Origin of the sequence: Mycoplana ramosa, assembly GCF_041930185.1 — a bacterium.
GTDB lineage: Bacteria > Pseudomonadota > Alphaproteobacteria > Rhizobiales > Rhizobiaceae > Mycoplana > Mycoplana ramosa.
The window spans coordinates 187,078-203,560 of the sequence record NZ_JBHEEW010000009.1 but is presented as its reverse complement, the minus strand read 5'-3'; the positions used below and the strand labels follow the sequence as shown (position 1 = coordinate 203,560).

The 16,483-nt window shown below is 64.6% G+C and carries 14 protein-coding genes; 7 read left to right on the top strand and 7 right to left on the bottom strand.

Going from position 1 to position 16,483, the window contains the following annotated elements; all coding sequences use genetic code 11:
- Positions 1–67: 67 nt before the first annotated feature.
- The gene (map, locus tag JNC62_RS13700; protein ID WP_374839567.1) at positions 68–817 is read right to left on the bottom strand and encodes a type I methionyl aminopeptidase; all 750 of its coding nucleotides are present in this window, start codon (positions 815–817) and stop codon (positions 68–70) included.
- Between the two features lie 55 nt (positions 818–872).
- Positions 873–1,928, bottom strand: coding sequence for an LLM class flavin-dependent oxidoreductase (locus JNC62_RS13695; protein WP_374839566.1), 1,056 nt, complete (start codon positions 1,926–1,928; stop codon positions 873–875).
- Between the two features lie 171 nt (positions 1,929–2,099).
- On the opposite strand from JNC62_RS13695, the gene JNC62_RS13690 reads away from it, so the two are divergent.
- The gene (locus tag JNC62_RS13690; RefSeq protein ID WP_374839565.1) at positions 2,100–2,924 is read left to right on the top strand and encodes a glycosyltransferase family 2 protein; all 825 of its coding nucleotides are present in this window, start codon (positions 2,100–2,102) and stop codon (positions 2,922–2,924) included.
- A gap of 220 nt (positions 2,925–3,144) precedes the next feature.
- Here the strand turns inward: JNC62_RS13690 and JNC62_RS13685 are convergent, their stop codons facing one another.
- The 5 genes from JNC62_RS13685 to glpK all read right to left on the bottom strand — a co-directional run bounded on the left by JNC62_RS13685 (position 3,145) and on the right by glpK (position 7,513).
- Positions 3,145–3,630, bottom strand: coding sequence for an SRPBCC family protein (locus JNC62_RS13685; RefSeq protein ID WP_374839564.1), 486 nt, complete (start codon positions 3,628–3,630; stop codon positions 3,145–3,147).
- A gap of 85 nt (positions 3,631–3,715) precedes the next feature.
- Entirely contained in the window at positions 3,716–4,972 is a 1,257-nt protein-coding gene (locus tag JNC62_RS13680) for an RNA polymerase sigma factor (protein WP_374839563.1), read from the bottom strand.
- Complete coding sequence (locus tag JNC62_RS13675; RefSeq protein ID WP_374839562.1) at positions 4,969–5,349, bottom strand: YciI family protein; 381 nt, start codon at positions 5,347–5,349, stop codon at positions 4,969–4,971. Before JNC62_RS13675 ends, JNC62_RS13680 begins: the two co-directional genes overlap by 4 nt.
- 95 nt (positions 5,350–5,444) lie before the next feature.
- Positions 5,445–5,663 (bottom strand): hypothetical protein, encoded by a 219-nt coding sequence (locus JNC62_RS13670; protein ID WP_374839561.1) that lies wholly within the window; start codon positions 5,661–5,663, stop codon positions 5,445–5,447.
- A gap of 356 nt (positions 5,664–6,019) precedes the next feature.
- Positions 6,020–7,513: a glycerol kinase GlpK gene (gene glpK, locus JNC62_RS13665; RefSeq protein WP_374839560.1), complete on the bottom strand. Its 1,494-nt coding sequence runs from the start codon at positions 7,511–7,513 to the stop codon at positions 6,020–6,022.
- Positions 7,514–7,718: 205 nt separating this feature from the next.
- Here glpK and JNC62_RS13660 point away from each other — a divergent pair, with 205 nt between their 5' ends.
- The 6 genes from JNC62_RS13660 (at position 7,719) to guaD (ending at position 16,412) form a co-directional block, all read left to right on the top strand.
- A complete protein-coding gene (locus JNC62_RS13660; protein ID WP_374839559.1) occupies positions 7,719–8,492 on the top strand; it encodes a 3-hydroxybutyrate dehydrogenase in 774 nt (257 codons plus the stop codon).
- 19 nt (positions 8,493–8,511) lie between these two features.
- Complete coding sequence (xdhA, locus tag JNC62_RS13655) at positions 8,512–9,987, top strand: xanthine dehydrogenase small subunit (RefSeq protein WP_374839558.1); 1,476 nt, start codon at positions 8,512–8,514, stop codon at positions 9,985–9,987.
- 193 nt (positions 9,988–10,180) lie between these two features.
- On the top strand, positions 10,181–12,517 hold the full coding sequence (xdhB, locus tag JNC62_RS13650; RefSeq protein ID WP_374839557.1) for a xanthine dehydrogenase molybdopterin binding subunit: 2,337 nt from the start codon (positions 10,181–10,183) through the stop codon (positions 12,515–12,517).
- Between the two features lie 358 nt (positions 12,518–12,875).
- Positions 12,876–13,772 (top strand): LysR substrate-binding domain-containing protein, encoded by an 897-nt coding sequence (locus JNC62_RS13645; protein WP_374839556.1) that lies wholly within the window; start codon positions 12,876–12,878, stop codon positions 13,770–13,772.
- 91 nt (positions 13,773–13,863) lie between these two features.
- Positions 13,864–15,108, top strand: coding sequence for a urate hydroxylase PuuD (puuD, locus tag JNC62_RS13640; protein WP_374839555.1), 1,245 nt, complete (start codon positions 13,864–13,866; stop codon positions 15,106–15,108).
- Positions 15,105–16,412, top strand: a complete 1,308-nt coding sequence (gene guaD, locus JNC62_RS13635) for a guanine deaminase (protein WP_374839554.1) — start codon at positions 15,105–15,107, stop codon at positions 16,410–16,412. The genes puuD and guaD overlap by 4 nt, the downstream gene beginning before the upstream one ends.
- The last annotated feature ends 71 nt before the right edge of the window (positions 16,413–16,483 follow it).

The window sequence follows — 16,483 nt, the reverse complement described above, 5'->3', positions numbered from 1 at the left end:
GCCCGTGCAAACGACAATTTCTGAAGGGTTGCCCAATTCTTCTTGAACGGTGGCCGGCCCGCGGGTTCTAGCCGGGCAGCGTCAGGATCAACGGGCCGTTCTTCGTCGCCACGACGGTGTGCTCGAACTGCACCGTCGGCGCGCGCGGTTCGCTGTAGAGCGTCCAGTCGTCGTCCCCGTTTTCCGCCCAGTTCGCGCCCAGCGACAGGAACGGCTCGACGGTGAAGACGAGGCCGTCGGTCATCATCCGCTTCTCGTGCGGATCCGGCCAGGTGGCGATCTCCGAGGGTTCCTCGTGCAGGGAGCGGCCGACGCCGTGGCTCGCCAGATTGCTCACCAGCGTGTAGCGGTTCTTGCGGGCGAAGGCGCCGATCGCGTTGCCGATCGTCGACAACGGCCCGCCCGCCTTGACCGCCTTCAGCCCGACCCACATGGCACGCTTGCCGTCTCGGCAGAGACGATCGACATTCGGCGCGACGCGGCCGACGGTGAACGAGGCGCCCGTATCGGCGAAGTAACCGTCGAGTTCGGCCGAGACGTCGATGTTGACGAGGTCACCCTCGGCGATGACCCGGTCACCGGGAATGCCGTGGGCGATTTCCTCGTTGACGCTGATGCAGGTCGCACCGGGAAATTTGTAGCAGGTCTCCGGCGCCGAGCGGGCGCCGGCCTGTTCCAGCATGCGCCGACCGATCAGGTCCAGCTCCGCCGTCGTCATGCCCGGTCGGATGGAAGCGCCCATGTGCTGGAGCACATTGCCGCAAAGGCGGCCGATCGCCTGCATGCCGCGCAGATCGTCATCATTGTTCAAGGTCATCTCGTCTCGCTTTCGGCAGGGTGCTTATCATGGGCCGACCCAGAATGCCATTTGCTCAGCCCGCGGCATTGCCGGCTGCGTCCCCGGCCAACGCCTTGCGCACCAGCGGCGACACCTTGGTGCCGTAAAGCTCGATCCCGCGCAGGAGCTGGTCATGCGGCATCATCCCGATCGCCATCTGCAGCACGAACCGGTCGTTGCGGAAAATCCTGTGATGCGCGACGATCTTGTTTGCCACCGTCTCCGGATCGCCGAGAAAGAGATGCCCCTCGGGTCCGGTTGCGAGATCGAACTGCGCCCGGCTCGTCGGCCCCCAGCCGCGTTCGGCACCGATCCGGTTCATCACCGTCGACTGCGGTCCGTAGAACTGGTCCGCCGCGCCCTCGAACGTGTCGGCGATGAAGCCGTGCACGTTGATGCTCGTCTTCAACTTCGAGGCGTCCTGCCCGGCGCGGCTTGCGGCCTCGCGATAGAGATCGAAAAGCGGCGCGTAGCGCGCGGGCGTGCCACCGATGATCGCTAATGCCAAAGGCAGACCGTAGGCGCCGGCGCGGGCGACCGATTGCGGCGTGCCGCCGACCGCGATCCAGATCGGCAGCTTGCCATGCAACGGCCGTGGATAGACGCCCAGCCCCGGAATCGGAGCGCGCAACTCGCCGCGCCAGGTCACCTTCTCATTGTCGTTGATCGCCAGAAGCAGGTCGAGCTTTTCCTCGAACAACTGGTCGTAGTCCTTCAGATCGTAACCGAACAACGGGAAGGATTCGATGAAGGAACCGCGGCCCGCCATGATCTCCGCCCGCCCGCCCGACAGAAGGTCGAGCGTGGCAAACTGCTGGAACACGCGCACCGGATCGTCCGAAGACAGCACGGTGACGGAACTGGAAAGCCGGATCCGCTTCGTGCGCGCGGCGGCCGCGGCGAGGATGACGGGCGGTGCCGAAGCGGCATAGTCCGGCCGGTGATGCTCGCCGAGACCGAACACATCGAGCCCCACCTGATCGGCAAGCTCGATCTCCTCGAGAAGCTGCCGCAGCCGGCGTTCGCCTTCCCTCCCCCTGTCGGCGGCTGCGGGATCTACGTCGGCAAAGGTGTGAAGGCCAAGTTCCATGGATGCGCTCCGGATTGTCGATTGCGCTAGAGATATGGGCGCAAACGGGCGCTGGAAAGGGCGGAACTAGGAAACAATCCGTTCCTGAAGCGCTCCACGAGCGAAAGTGCCTCCAAAATAAGCTGCAAATGGTTGTTTCTATCGCCAGACCGTTCTTCGCGGGGGGCTGTCGTGCGCATCGTCTCGCTTTCCACCATCCCGCCGCGCTTCGGCTCGTTGGGACCGACGCTGGACAGTCTCGTCCGGCAGCGCGGGCCGGTCGACGAAATCCGGCTTTATGTACCTTATCGCTACCGCCGGTTTCCGGACTATGACGGCCATGTCCCGGAGGTCCCCGAGGGCGTCACCATCGTCCGGACCGATGAGGATCTGGGGCCAGCGTCAAAGGTGCTCTTTGCCGCGCGAGGACTGCGCGGGCGGCCGGCGCAGATCCTGTTTTGCGACGACGACAAGGTCTTTTCCCCGACCTGGGCCGGCGATCTCCTTGCGGCGCAGGAAGCGCGTCCCGGTGAATGCGTGGCACTTAACGGAAAGCACGTGCCAGTCGGCAGGGGCAAGCCGGGGCCGTTCCAACCGAAGGCCGAACGCACCTCCAAGCTCGACCTGAAGCTTCGGATGCGCCGGATCCAGCACAAGCTCGCCTCGAGCGTCTTTCGCCTCGACCGGCCGAAGCCCATGCGTCGCCCGATCGCCAAGGCCGGCTATGTCGATATCTTGCAAGGGCTCGGCGGCGTCGTCGTGCGCCCCGACTTCTTCGACGACACCGCCTACACAATTCCCGACGAGGTCTGGACCGTCGACGACATATGGCTTTCGGGGCTCCTGGCCTGGAAAGGCATCCCCATCTGGCTGCCGGCCGGCATCGAGGAACCGGCGACGACGGCCGCGCACGACATCGCATCACTCTATCGCTCGACCATCGGGGGCTTCAACCGCAAGGATGCAAACCGGCGAAGCCTCGCCTACATGCAGCAGCGTTTCGGCATCTGGACGTAGAGTTTCCGCCTGCGGATCAGTAGACCACCATTGGCGTCTGGCGGCCGAAAAAATGTCCGTCATGCCGGACTTGATCCGGCATCCAGCGCGCACAAATTCCTTGCGCGCAAAACACTTTGCGGAGCAGACGCGGCTGGATCCCGGCTCAAGGCCGGGATTACGGCTGGATGGGTTGGTCTTCGCCCCGTTGGGCGGCAGTCCTCACCCCCCTCTTAGCTCATCAGAGTTTCGAAGCCACCACCTCCAACTGCTCGGCGACCTTGCCCCATCCCTCGTGGAAGCCCATCTTCTCGTGCGCCTGGCAGTCTTCCGCGGTCCAGTGGCGGGCGATCGCGGTGTAGCGGGTCTTGCCGTTGCCGGCATCCTCGAAGAGGATTTCGGCAGCGAAGAACGCCTTCTCGGTCGGTTTCCAGTCCGGCCCGAACGCGTCGGTGAAGATCAGGCGCCTGTCCTTCTCGACCTTCAGCAGCACGCCGGTCGAATCCATGTGGAAGTCGTTCGGCCCGCGCATGACCGTGCGGAACTTGCCGCCGTCGCGCGGCTCGATCTCGACGACAGGCGTCTCGTAGGGCTTCGGCGCAAACCACTGCGTCATCAGCTCCGGCGTCGTCCACGCCTTGAAGAGCTGGGCGGGCGTGGCGTTCAGGATGCGGGTCAGCACCAGTTCGCGTTCGTTTGCGGGCATGGTCTCGGCAGTCTGATCCATGGTCGGTTCCTCGTTTCGTTTTCGGTTGCATGGTTCGCGGCAAGGACGAGCGGCACATCGGCCATCCGACATCGTCGCCAGAAAATTACGATGCGCCCGCCGCTATGTCGCCCGTCAGGCAATCGAGATGCTGGCGGATATGCGCCGCCTCGGCCGGCGTCGTCGCCAGCGCGATTGCCCGCTCGAACGCCTCGTGCGCCTCGCGCCCCCTGCCGAGTTGCTTCAACAATCCGCCCTTCAGGCCGTGGAAATAGAAATAGCCGTCGAGGCGTTCCTCCAGCGGCGCAATCAGCGCCAGCGCGGCCTCCGGTCCTTGCAGCCTGGACACCGCCACCGCGCGATTGAGCGTCACCACAGGCGAAGGCTGGAGGCGTTCGAGCGACTGGTAAAGCAGGTCGATCTCGGTCCAGTCCGTGTCTTCGGCCCGCGCCGCGCGCGCATGAAGAGCGGCAATCGCCGCCTGGACCTGAAACGGGCCGGGCGTACGGTGCCGGATCGCCTTGTCGAGCAGAGCAAGTGCCTCGCGGATCATTCGGCCATCCCACAGGCTGCGGTCCTGGTCCTCCAGCAGCACGATCTGGCCATTCGCGTCGAAGCGCGCCTTGAGGCGGGAATGCTGCAAGAGAAGCAGGGCGGTCAGGCCTATGATTTCCGGTTCGGAGGGAAAAAGCCGCAACAGCAGCCGGGCCAGCCGGATCGCCTCCTCACAGAAAGGCTTGTCTGCACGTCCGGTCTCGCCCGCCGAATAACCTTCATTGAAGACGAGGTAGAGCATCGACGCGACGGCGCCGAGACGTTCGGCGCGCGAAACCGAATCCGGCGTCTCGAACGGCACACCGGCCGCGGCGATCTTCGCCTTCGCCCGCGTGATGCGCTGTTCCATCGCCGCTTCCGAAACGAGGAAGGCGCGGGCGATCTGGCGCACCGACAGGCCCGAAACGATGCGCAGCGCCAATGCGATCTGCTGCGTCGCCGGCAGGTCGGGATGGCAACAGACGAACAAAAGCCGCAGGATGTCGTCGCGATAATGCGAGCCGTCCAGCCGCTCGGCGAGATCGCTCTCGGCATCGTCGAGATCGGACAGCATCTCCTCGGGCGGCAGCGGCTGCTGTCTGGCGCGCTTGCGCAAATGGTCGATGCCGCTGTTGCGCCCGACCAGGATCAGCCAGGCAACCGGATCGCGCGGCGGCCCCTTCTCGGGCCATGTTCGGACCGCCCGCAGACAGGCCTCCTGGAACGCCTCCTCGGCAAGGTCGAGATCGCGGAAATAGCGCAGCAGCGCGCCCATCGCCTGCGGACGGGCGGAGGTCAGGGCGAGGTCGATCCAGCCAAGTTCGCTCACAGCGGTTTCAGTGCTCCACCCGGTTTGAAGACCCGCAGCGGCCGGATCTCATAGGCTCCGACGCCGGGATTGGCGACAGCGAGTTCCTTGGCAAACGCGATCGCCTCGTCGAGCGTCTCCATGTCGACAAGGAAGAAACCGAGGAACTGTTCCTTCGTCTCGGCAAACGGACCGTCGATGACCACGCTTTCGCCGGGCGCCTTGCGCAGCGTCGTCGCCGCCGTCGTCGGCATCAGCCGCGCCACTGGTCCAAGCTTGCCGGCGGCGGCGTACTTCTTCTCCACTGCGGCGAGGTCGGACATCACCTTGTCCTCCTCGTCCTTGCTCCAGGCAGAGACGGCTTCCTCGGAATTGTAGCAAAGCACGGCGTAAAGCATCGATCCCTCCCGTCATTGGAAAGACGTAGGAGTAGCGCCGATGCCGACGGGGCGCACCGGATTATTTTTGATTTTTGACAGAAGGCGCTGCTGGATCAGATCTTGACCACGTCGTCCGGCGAGAAAACGATGACATAGCCGCCGGTGGGCTCGGCCTCATTGGCCCACGCTCGCAATTGGGGATGGTATGGCTCACTCCGCCAGATGTCGGGATGGTCAGGGTCGACGAGCACCGTAATCTGAGGCCCCTGCCGGTAGATCATCATGTGCGAGCGAGATGGCTCCCACGCTTCCGCGAGCCCTTCGTCAGTCATCCAGAGACAGAGAAAATCCCGGCAGACCGAAGGCCGATCCGCATAGATCGAACAGCCCTTGCCCTCGACACAATGCCGGCACCAGGCATTCGCGGGTTTATCGAAGAGGTCGATTTCGGGCAGCCGGCAACAGAGCGTGCAGGTTCCGCAGGATCGGCCTGCAACAGGGGTCGGGGATGGGTGCATGGCCGACGCTCATAGCATTTGCAAGCGAGGTCCAGAAGAGCCCACTGGTTCCGGATTGTCGGCCCCTTCGGTCTCTGCTCAGGCAAAAGTGCGTCAAATCCGTTGGCAGCTAATGTCTGGACCTACTGGCCGAATTGCTGACCGGTCTTTCCAGGACGGGAGCTCGTCCCCTACCCCGCGCTCAACGTCCGCCGCACCGCGTCCCGCCAGCCGGCGATCTTGGCGGCGCGCGCCTTCTCGTCCATCTTCGGCTCGAACCGCCGGTCGCGCGCCCAGGATTTCGCAAACCCCGCCTTGTCCGGCCACACCCCGGCGCGGTGCCCGGCCAGCCAGGCAGCGCCGAGCGCCGTCGTCTCCAGGATCGTCGGACGATCGACGGGGGCATGGAGAATGTCGGCGAGCCGCTGCATCGTCCAGTCGGAAGCGACCATGCCGCCATCGACGCGCAAGACGGTCTCACTGCCGCCGTTCTTCCAGTCGCCATGCATGGCGTCCAGCAGGTCGCGCGTCTGGTAGCAGACGGCTTCCAGGGCCGCGCGGGCGAACTCGGCCGGGCCGGTGTTGCGGGTCATGCCGTAGATCGCCGCGCGCGCCTCCGCATCCCAATGCGGCGCGCCGAGGCCGGTGAAGGCAGGCACCAGGTAGACCTCCTGCATCGGGTCGGCCTTCGCCGCGAGTTCGCTGGCCTCGGGAGCCGCACCTATCAATTTCAACCCGTCGCGCAGCCATTGGACGGCCGCGCCGGCGATGAAGATCGAGCCTTCGAGGGCATATATGGTCTCGCCGTTCAGCCGGTAGGCGATCGTCGTCAGCAGCCGGTTCTTCGAGCGCACCATGTCCGCGCCGGTGTTCAAAAGCGCAAAGCAGCCAGTACCGTACGTGGATTTCATCATGCCGGGCTCGAAGCAGGCCTGGCCGATCGTCGCCGCCTGCTGGTCGCCGGCCACGCCGAGGATAGGCACCGCGGCGCCGAGATGCTCCCTTACGGTGACGCCGAAATCGGCCGCGCAGTCGAGCACCTCCGGCAAGACGGCCTTCGGCACCTTCAGGATATCGAGGAGTTCGTCGTCCCAGCCATCGGTCGCGATGTTGTACATCAGCGTGCGGCTGGCATTGGTCGCGTCGGTCCGAAAGGCCCTGCCGCCGGTCAACCGCCAGATCAGGAACGTGTCGACGGTGCCGAAGCACAGTTCGCCGCGCGCGGCCCGCGCCCGGGCCCCTTCGACGTTATCGAGGATCCAGGCGAGCTTCGTGCCGGAAAAGTAGGGATCGAGGAGCAGCCCGGTCTTCGCGGTAAAGATCTCTTCGAGCCCCTGTTTCTTCAGGTCTTCGCAATGGCTTGCGGTCCGCCGGTCCTGCCAGACGATTGCGTTGTGGATCGATCGGCCGCTGTCGCGCTCCCAGACCACCACGGTCTCCCGCTGGTTGGTGATGCCGATGCCGGCGAGGTCGGCGGCACCGATCCCGGCTTGTTCGAGCGCCACGCGCGCCGACCAGATCACGCTTTCCCAGATGTCCTCGGGATTGTGCTCGACCCAGCCGGAACGGGGGAAATGCTGAGCAAACTCGCGCTGTCCGACACCCACGACCTTCTGGCTGTCGTCGAAGACGATCGCCCGGCTCGATGTCGTTCCCTGGTCGATCGCGAGTATGTGGCCGCCCATATAATCCTCCCAGCGTCGACGGCCGCTCCCGACGGCCCTTCGGATTTCTTCAGCATGACATCAAAACGAATGCCAAAAGAAAGTAAAGCGCAAATCAGGACTCACAACTAATGGCATGTTTGAGGCCGAATAGCCGATTGCAACCGTCCAGTCTTTGCGCGTAGGCTACCGCGAAGGCTGCTGGATAGAAATGGGAGAAGCAGACATGAAAACAGCCGTCGTCACCGGCTCCACCAGCGGCATCGGCCTGGCCATCGCCACCGCCTTTGCAAAGAGCGGGACCAATGTCGTCATCAACGGCCTGGGCAGCCTGACGGAAGTGGAAGCCCTTCGCGAGCGGCTCGAAGGCCTCGGCGCCGGCAAGGTGATCTTCCATCCGGCCGACATGACCAGACCCGCCGAGATCGCCGACCTGATGGCGGTTGCCGCCTCCGAATTCGGCGGCGTCGACATCCTGGTCAACAATGCCGGCATCCAGCACGTCGAGAAGATCGAGGATTTTCCGGTCGAGAAGTGGGACCAGATCATCGCGATCAACCTGTCGAGCTCGTTCCACACGATCCGCGCGGCGATCCCCGGCATGAAGGCGAAAGGCTGGGGCCGCGTCATCAACATCGCCTCGGCCCACGGGCTTATCGCCTCGCCGTTCAAGGCGGCCTATGTGGCGGCCAAACATGGTATCATGGGCTTGACCAAGAGCGTCGCGCTGGAAGTCGCCGAAAACGGCATCACCGTCAACGCCATCTGCCCCGGCTACGTGCTGACGCCGCTTGTCGAAAAGCAGATCCCCGACACGGCACGCGCGCGCGGCATCAGCGAGGCGCAGGTCAAGTCGGACGTCATGCTGAAATTCCAGCCGACCAAGGAATTCGTGTCCGTGGAGGAAGTGGCGTCGACCACCTTGTTCCTGGCCAGCGACGCCGCCCGCTCGATCACCGGCACACACATCTCCATCGACGGCGGCTGGACGGCGCAGTAGCTACGCGAGATCAGATTTCATGGAAATTCAGTCCAACACCATCCGTTTCGTTCTCAATGATGAGGAAATCGCGCTTGCCGACGTTCCGGCGACGCGCACGCTGCTCGACTGGCTGCGGCTGCATCGCCGGCTGACGGGAACCAAGGAGGGCTGCGCCGAAGGCGATTGCGGCGCCTGCACGGTGCTGGTCGGCCGGCTGCTCGACGGGGCGCTCGTTTATGAAAGCGTCAACGCCTGCATCAGGCTGCTGGGCTCGATGAATGCGACCCATGTCGTCACCGTCGAGCATCTCGCCTCCGCCGACGGCGCGCTGCATCCGGTGCAGCAGGCGCTGGTGGATCACCACGGCTCGCAATGCGGTTTCTGCACACCCGGCTTCGTCATGTCGCTCTACGGGCTGTGGCTGGCCGACGACCGGCCCGGTCGGCCGGAGATCGAACGGGCGCTGCAGGGCAACCTCTGTCGCTGCACCGGCTACGAGCCGATCGTGAAGGCGGCCGAAGCGATGGCCGCAGCGCGTCCCAGTGCCGTCTTCGACCCGATCGAACGCATGCGCGAAAAGGTGACGGAGAAGCTTGCCGCGCTGGCGCCGAAAGAGACGATCCGGCTCGGCGCGCCGGGGGACCGGGTCATCGTGCCCGCCTGCGTCGACGATCTGGCCGAGGTGCTGGCGCAGGAACCGAAAGCGACGGTGGTTGCCGGCTCCACCGATGTCGGTCTGTGGGTAACCAAGCAGATGCGCGACCTCGATCCGGTCGTCTTCATCAATCACCTGCCCGAGTTGCAGACGATCTCCCTCAGCCCCGAGGGACTGACGATCGGCGCCGGCGTGACCTATACGCAGGCCTGCGACGCATTGGCCGGTCTCGTGCCAGCCCTTCGGCCACTGATCGGCCGCATCGGCGGCGAGCAGGTCCGCAACATGGGCACGATCGGCGGCAACATCGCCAACGGCTCGCCAATCGGCGACACGCCGCCGCCGCTGATTGCGCTCGGCGCGCGGCTGACCTTGCGCTCCACCGCCGGCCGGCGTGAATTGCCGCTCGAAGACTTCTTCATCGCCTACGGCAAGCAGGACCGCCTCCCCGGTGAGTTCGTCGAAAGCCTGTTCGTTCCCACGCCGCCCGCGGGCGAGCATTTTGCCGTCTACAAGGTTTCGAAGCGGCGCGACGAGGACATTTCGGCACTCTGCGGCGCCTTCCGGATCGCGCTCGATGCAAATGGGCGCGTCAGCGCGGCACGGTTCTGTTTCGGCGGCATGGCCGGAACACCGAAACGGGCAAGCCATGTCGAAGCGTTTCTGAAGGGCAGGCCGTGGACGGAAGAAACCGTCTCGGCTGCCCGCCTTGCCTTCGAGACGGACTACACCCCGCTCACCGACTGGCGCGCAAGCGCCGACTACCGCATGCTGGCGGCAAAGAACCTCTTGACCCGGTTCCTCCTGGAATCGTCCGGCGAACCGGCACGGTTGGCACGCTTCGAGGAGTTGGCGTGATGGCGGCTGCGCTGAAACGATCACGGCCGCATTGCGACCGGCCCCTCACCCTGACCCTCTCCCCGCAAGCGGGGAGAGGGAACTGGCGCGGGCGCGGCAACCTTCCTTCGCCCCGCTTGCGGGGAGAAGGTGCCGGCAGACGGATGAGGGGCGCGCCACGGACGACAAACGAAAATACCGGAGGCGAACACTGATGGATCGCGCCACCTTCCAGGACCGCAAGACGATATCCGCGCCGATGCACGCGCCGCTCCGGCACGATTCGGCGCACAAGCACGTGGCCGGCACCGCCGACTACATCGACGACATGCCGGAGCCGGAGGGCACGCTGCATGCGGCACTTGGCATGAGCGACAGGGCGCATGCCGAGATCGTGTCGATGGACCTTTCCGCCGTGCGCGCCGCCCCCGGCGTCGTCTGGGTGATGACCGGCGCAGATGTGCCCGGCGTCAATGACATCAGCCCGTCCGGCCGGCACGACGAGCCGGTCCTGGCAGAGGGCAAGGTCGAGTTCCATGGCCAGCCGGTCTTCGCGGTGATCGCGAACACGCGCGAGGCCGCGCGCCGGGCCGCCCGGCTCGCGAAGATTGAATATCGCGAGTTGCCGCACTGGACCGATGTGACCGACACCCTCGCGCACGGCGCTCAACTCGTGACCGACCCGCTGACGCTATCGCGCGGCGATGCCGACACGGCACTGGCAAACGCCCCCCGCCGCCTCGGTGGGCAGATGCGGATCGGTGGCCAGGATCACTTCTATCTCGAAAGTCACATTGCGCTTGCCATCCCCGGCGAGGACGACGAGGTCACCGTCTGGTCCTCGACCCAGCATCCGAGTGAGGTGCAGCACATGGTCGGCCATGCGCTCGGCGTGCCCTCCAACGCGGTCACCGTCCAGGTGCGCCGCATGGGCGGCGGCTTCGGTGGCAAGGAAACGCAATCGAACCAGTTTGCGGCCATTGCCGCCATTGCCGCCAAAAGGCTCAAGCGCCCGGTAAAATTCCGGCCCGACCGCGACGAGGACATGACGGCGACCGGCAAGCGGCACGACTTCCTCGTCTCCTACGAGGCCGGCTTCGACGACGACGGCCGGATCCACGCGGTAAAGGCGAACTATGCCGCCCGCTGCGGCTTTTCCTCCGACCTCTCCGGTCCGGTCACCGATCGTGCGCTGTTCCACGCCGACAACGCCTATTTCTATCCGCACGTACAACTGACCTCGCAGCCGCTGAAAACCCACACCGTCTCCAACACCGCCTTCCGCGGTTTCGGCGGGCCGCAGGGCATGGTCGGCGGCGAGAGGATCATCGAGGAAATTGCCTATGCGCTCGGCAAGGACCCGCTGGCGATCCGCAAGGCCAATTTCTATGGCGAGGCGGGCTCGGCGCGCAGCCTGACGCCCTATCATCAGCCGGTCGAGGACAACATCGTCGGCCGCATCGTCGACGAGCTGGAACGCTCATCGGACTACCAGGCCCGCCGCGCGGCCATCCTCGACTTCAACGCGAAGAGCCGGGTGATCCGCAAGGGGATCGCGCTGACGCCGGTCAAGTTCGGCATTTCCTTCACCGCCACCTGGTACAATCAAGCGGGTGCGCTGGTGCATGTCTACCAGGACGGCTCGATCCACCTGAACCACGGCGGCACGGAGATGGGCCAGGGTCTGTTCACCAAGGTGGCGCAGGTGCTGGCGGATGCCTTCCAGGTCGACATCACGCAGGTGAAGATCACCGCGACGACGACGGCGAAGGTGCCGAACACCTCGGCCACGGCCGCGTCCTCCGGCTCCGACCTCAACGGCATGGCCGCCTTCGACGCGGCCCGCCAGATCAAGGAGCGTCTCGTCGCCTTTGCCGCGGAAAAGTGGAACCTGCCGCCGGAGGAGATCGCCTTCGTGCCGCATCATGTCCGCGTCGGCGAGACGTTGATCCCGTTTGCCGATTTCATCCGGCAGGCCTATCTCGCCCGCGTCCAGCTTTCGGCCGCCGGCTTCTACAAGACGCCAAAGATCCACTGGGATCGCGCCAAGGGCATCGGCTCGCCGTTCTACTACTTCGCCTACGGCGCCGCCGTTTCGGAGGTGTCGATCGATACGCTGACGGGCGAATACCAGGTCGACCGCGTCGACATCCTCCATGACGTCGGCCGCTCGCTGAACCCGGCGATCGACATGGGGCAAGTCGAAGGCGCCTTCGTCCAGGGCATGGGCTGGCTGACGACGGAAGAGCTGTGGTGGGACGACAAGGGGCGCCTGCGCACGCATGCGCCTTCGACCTACAAGATCCCGCTCGCCTCCGACCGGCCGAAGATCTTCAACGTGCAACTGGCCGAGTGGTCGGAAAATGCCGAGCAGACGATCGGCCGCTCCAAGGCGGTCGGCGAACCGCCGTTCATGCTGGCGATCTCGGTGCTGGAAGCGCTCTCGATGGCGGTCGCAAGCATCGCTGACTATCGTCACTGCCCGCGCCTCGATGCGCCGGCAACGCCCGAGCGGGTTTTGATGGCGGTGGAGCGACTAAAGCACCTCTGACCGATCGAAGGTGCGATAAGCGCACGGCATCATATGCTGCCGTGCGCTCAGGACTCAAAAATCACATCCCTTCCTTGACACGCGGCCATCGAGAAACCCGAGATCCCGCTTCAGATGGTCCGGCAGTGCATTGACGTCGAGCCGGGGCAAGCGACGTCCCATGGGCGGGAGGAGCGCATCGACAAGGGTGCCGACCCACCAATTGAACGGCGTTGGAAGCGTGTGAGAAGCACGGTCTGAATCCTGGCAAGCCATAATGACACCTCATGGATGAATGTTGAACTTGCTTGCAGTTTGCGTCGCGACGTGCTCGAATTCCAATCGAACCTCCGACTGGACGCATCAAGAGAGCTTATCCATGAAACTGGCGCGGCAATTCCCGCTGAACGCGATGCGCGTCTTCGACGCCGCCGCCCGCCACGGCAGTTTTACAAGAGCCGGCGAAGAACTCGGCATGACGCAGACAGCCGTCAGCTACCAGATCAAGCTCTTGGAGGACCTGCTCGGCGAGCCGCTGTTCCTGCGCCGCCCGCGCCAGATCGTGCTGACGGAGATCGGCCAGCGCCTCGCGCCGAAGGTCGCCGAAGCGTTCGGCATCCTCAGCGATGCCTTCGCCTCCATTCAGAACGATGCCGAGGGCACGCTGGTGATCAGTTCGACCTACACGTTCTCCTCGAAGTGGCTGGCGCCGCATCTGGGCTCCTTCCACCTGCAGAATCCGACGATCGCCGTGCGCCTTCTGACCGACCAGCACCTGCTCGATTTCTCACGCGAAGCGGTCGACGTCGCGCTCCGCTATGGCGACGGCAACTGGCCGGGGCTGGCCAAACACCGGATGATGGAACTGACCTTCACGCCGATGCTCAGCCCCAGGCTCGCCGAAAGTGTCGGCGGCATCCATAAGCCGGCGGACCTGCTGAAGCTGCCGATCTTCGATCCCACCGACCCCTGGTGGGGCCAGTGGTTCGCCGAAGCCGGCGTTCCCGATGTCGACCTCGGAGACCGGCCGTACACCTATCTGGGAACGCAGACGCTGGAGGCTGACACGGTCATGGCCGGCCACGGCGTGGCCATGCTCAATCCGGAATTCTATGCCACCGAGATCGCGCTCGGACGTCTCTACCGGCCGTTTGACATCGCCTGTACCGATGGCAAGGCCTACTGGCTCGTCTATCCGGCGAGCCGCCGCAACGTTCCGAAGATCAAGCTGTTTCGCAACTGGCTGCGGTCCGAAATTCCCACCTTCGTCGATTGACGCGACAACGGTGGAACCCGCCAAAGCTCCCCTTCCCTCGCCCTCGATTTTTTCGCAGAGTGCCCGCAACGAGACTTGAGAGGGGCAACGCATGTATGAATACGCCATAGCCTGGGAGTGGATCGCCTTTGCCGTGCGCTGGCTGCACGTCGTCACGGCGATCGCCTGGATCGGTTCGTCGTTCTATTTCATCGCTCTCGATCTCGGCCTCGTGCAGCGCCCCCACCTTCCGCTCGGCGCCTATGGCGAGGAATGGCAGGTGCATGGCGGCGGTTTCTATCACATCCAGAAGTATCTGGTGGCGCCCGCGACGATGCCGGAGCACCTGACCTGGTTCAAATGGGAGAGCTATGTCACCTGGCTTTCCGGATTTGCCATGCTTTGCCTCGTCTATTACGGCGGCGCCGAACTCTTTTTGATCGACCGCCACGTGCTCGATGTGTCCGCGCCAACAGCCGTCGCGATCTCGCTTGCCTCGCTGGCGCTCGGCTGGATCCTCTACGATCTGCTTTGCAAGTCGCCGCTCGGGAAAAACACCTGGGGACTGATGATCATACTTTATGCGCTGCTCGTGGCGATGGCCTGGGGCTACACGCAGGTCTTCACCGGCCGCGCCGCCTTCCTGCATCTCGGCGCCTTTACCGCAACCATCATGTCGGCCAACGTCTTCTTCATCATCATCCCCAACCAGAAGATCGTCGTCGCCGACCTGATTGCCGGCCGCACGCCCGATCCGAAATACGGCGTGATCGCCAAGCAGCGTTCATTGCACAACAACTACCTGACGCTGCCCGTCATCTTCTTCATGCTGTCGAACCACTATCCGCTGGCCTTCGCCACCGCCTTCAACTGGATCATCGCGGCGCTGGTTTTCCTGATGGGTGTCACCATCCGGCACTGGTTCAACACCACCCACGCCCGCAAGGGCCGACCCACCTGGACCTGGCTTGCGACCGCGCTGCTTTTCATCGTCATCATGTGGCTGTCGACGGAACCGAAGGTTTTGACCGGCGAGACGGCCCAGGCCGCAGCCCCGGCTCCGGTCTTCGAGAAGTTTGCCTCCAATGCGCATTTCCCCGCCGCGCGCGACGTGGTCGCCAGTCGCTGCAGCATGTGCCATGCGGCAGAGCCCGTCTGGGAGGGTTTGCAGGCTGCACCCAAAGGGGTGATCCTCGACAACGACGCGGCGATCGCCAGCCTGGCGCGCGAAATCTATTTGCAGGCGGGCCGCAGCCATGCCATGCCGCCCGGCAACCTCACCGGCGTGACGCCGGAGGAACGCCAGTTATTGACCGCCTGGTACGAGAATGCGGTCTCCGGAGAACAGACACGATGACGGCCACTCTCCTGCGCGGGCGCCTGCTGAGCTTCGTTCGCAGGCCCGAAGGCATCGACGACACGGGCAGCTATCGATACGAAAGCGACGGCGGCCTGCTGATCGAGGACGGCAGGATCGCCGCAATCGGCGATTACGCCGACGTCAGGCGCAATGCGCCCGCTGACGCCGAAGAGATCGACCACCGGCCGCACCTGATCCTGCCGGGCTTCATCGACACGCATGTGCATTTCCCGCAGATGCAGGTGATCGGCGCCTATGCCGCCAATCTGCTCGAATGGCTGCACACCTACACGTTCCCCGAGGAGTGCCGCTTCGTCGAGCCGGCGCATGCCGCCCGCATCGCCCGGCATTTCTACGACGAGATGATCCGCCACGGCACGACGACGGCGGCGGCCTATTGCTCGGTGCACAAGGCCTCGGCCGACGCCTATTTCGCCGAGGCGCTGCGACGCAACATGTGCATGATCGGCGGCAAGGTGATGATGGACCGCAACGCGCCGCAAGGGCTGCTCGATACGCCTGAGATGGGCTATGACGAGACCCGTGCGGTGATCGCGGAATGGCACGGCAAGGGCCGCAACCACGTCGCGATCACCCCGCGCTTCGCCATCACCTCGACACCGGCGCAAATGGAAGCGACCGCGCTGCTGGCGCGTGAGTTTCCCGACCTCCACATCCAGACGCACCTGTCGGAGAACGACGAGGAAATCCGCTTCACCGCCCAGCTCTACCCCGACGCGATCGACTATACCGACGTCTATGCGCATTACGGCCTGCTCGGGCCAAAAAGCCTGTTCGGCCACTGCATCCATCTGTCGGAGCGCGAGGCGGATGCGATGAGCGAGGCGGGCGCCGTCGCCGTCCATTGCCCGACCTCGAACCTTTTCCTCGGCTCCGGCCTCTTTCCGCTGAAATCGCTTGTGCGGCGCGACAAGCCGGTGCGCATCGGGGTGGCCACCGATGTCGGCGGCGGCACGAGCTATTCGATGCTCAAGACGCTGGACGAGACCTACAAGATCCAGCAGTTGCTCGGTGAACGGCTGAACCCGTTCGAGAGTTTTTACCACATGACGCTCGGCAACGCCGAAGCCGTGTCGCTCGCCGACCGGATCGGCACGCTGGAGCCCGGCACGGATGCCGACCTCGCCGTCCTCGACGCCGCCGCCACCCCGGCGATGGCGCTCCGAATGGAGATCGTGCGCTCCCTCGCCGACGAGCTGTTCCTGCTGCAGACGCTCGGGGACGACCGCGCGGTGCGCGAGACCTATGTTGCGGGCAAGCCGATGAAGACCGTGATTTGAGGGGCAGCGGCAACCTCAATAATGGAAGCGGCATTGGAGGATGATAGGCATTCTCCGATCACCCGCCCGCA

Coding starts and splice junctions, on each gene's coding strand:
- map (WP_374839567.1), bottom strand. CDS start 817: ATGACCTTGAACAATGATGACGATCTGCGCGGCATGCAGGCGATCGGC.
- JNC62_RS13695 (WP_374839566.1), bottom strand. CDS start 1,928: ATGGAACTTGGCCTTCACACCTTTGCCGACGTAGATCCCGCAGCCGCC.
- JNC62_RS13685 (WP_374839564.1), bottom strand. CDS start 3,630: ATGGATCAGACTGCCGAGACCATGCCCGCAAACGAACGCGAACTGGTG.
- JNC62_RS13675 (WP_374839562.1), bottom strand. CDS start 5,349: ATGCTTTACGCCGTGCTTTGCTACAATTCCGAGGAAGCCGTCTCTGCC.
- JNC62_RS13670 (WP_374839561.1), bottom strand. CDS start 5,663: ATGACTGACGAAGGGCTCGCGGAAGCGTGGGAGCCATCTCGCTCGCAC.
- glpK (WP_374839560.1), bottom strand. CDS start 7,513: ATGGGCGGCCACATACTCGCGATCGACCAGGGAACGACATCGAGCCGG.
- JNC62_RS13660 (WP_374839559.1), top strand. CDS start 7,719: ATGAAAACAGCCGTCGTCACCGGCTCCACCAGCGGCATCGGCCTGGCC.
- xdhA (WP_374839558.1), top strand. CDS start 8,512: ATGGAAATTCAGTCCAACACCATCCGTTTCGTTCTCAATGATGAGGAA.
- xdhB (WP_374839557.1), top strand. CDS start 10,181: ATGGATCGCGCCACCTTCCAGGACCGCAAGACGATATCCGCGCCGATG.
- JNC62_RS13645 (WP_374839556.1), top strand. CDS start 12,876: ATGAAACTGGCGCGGCAATTCCCGCTGAACGCGATGCGCGTCTTCGAC.
- puuD (WP_374839555.1), top strand. CDS start 13,864: ATGTATGAATACGCCATAGCCTGGGAGTGGATCGCCTTTGCCGTGCGC.
- guaD (WP_374839554.1), top strand. CDS start 15,105: ATGACGGCCACTCTCCTGCGCGGGCGCCTGCTGAGCTTCGTTCGCAGG.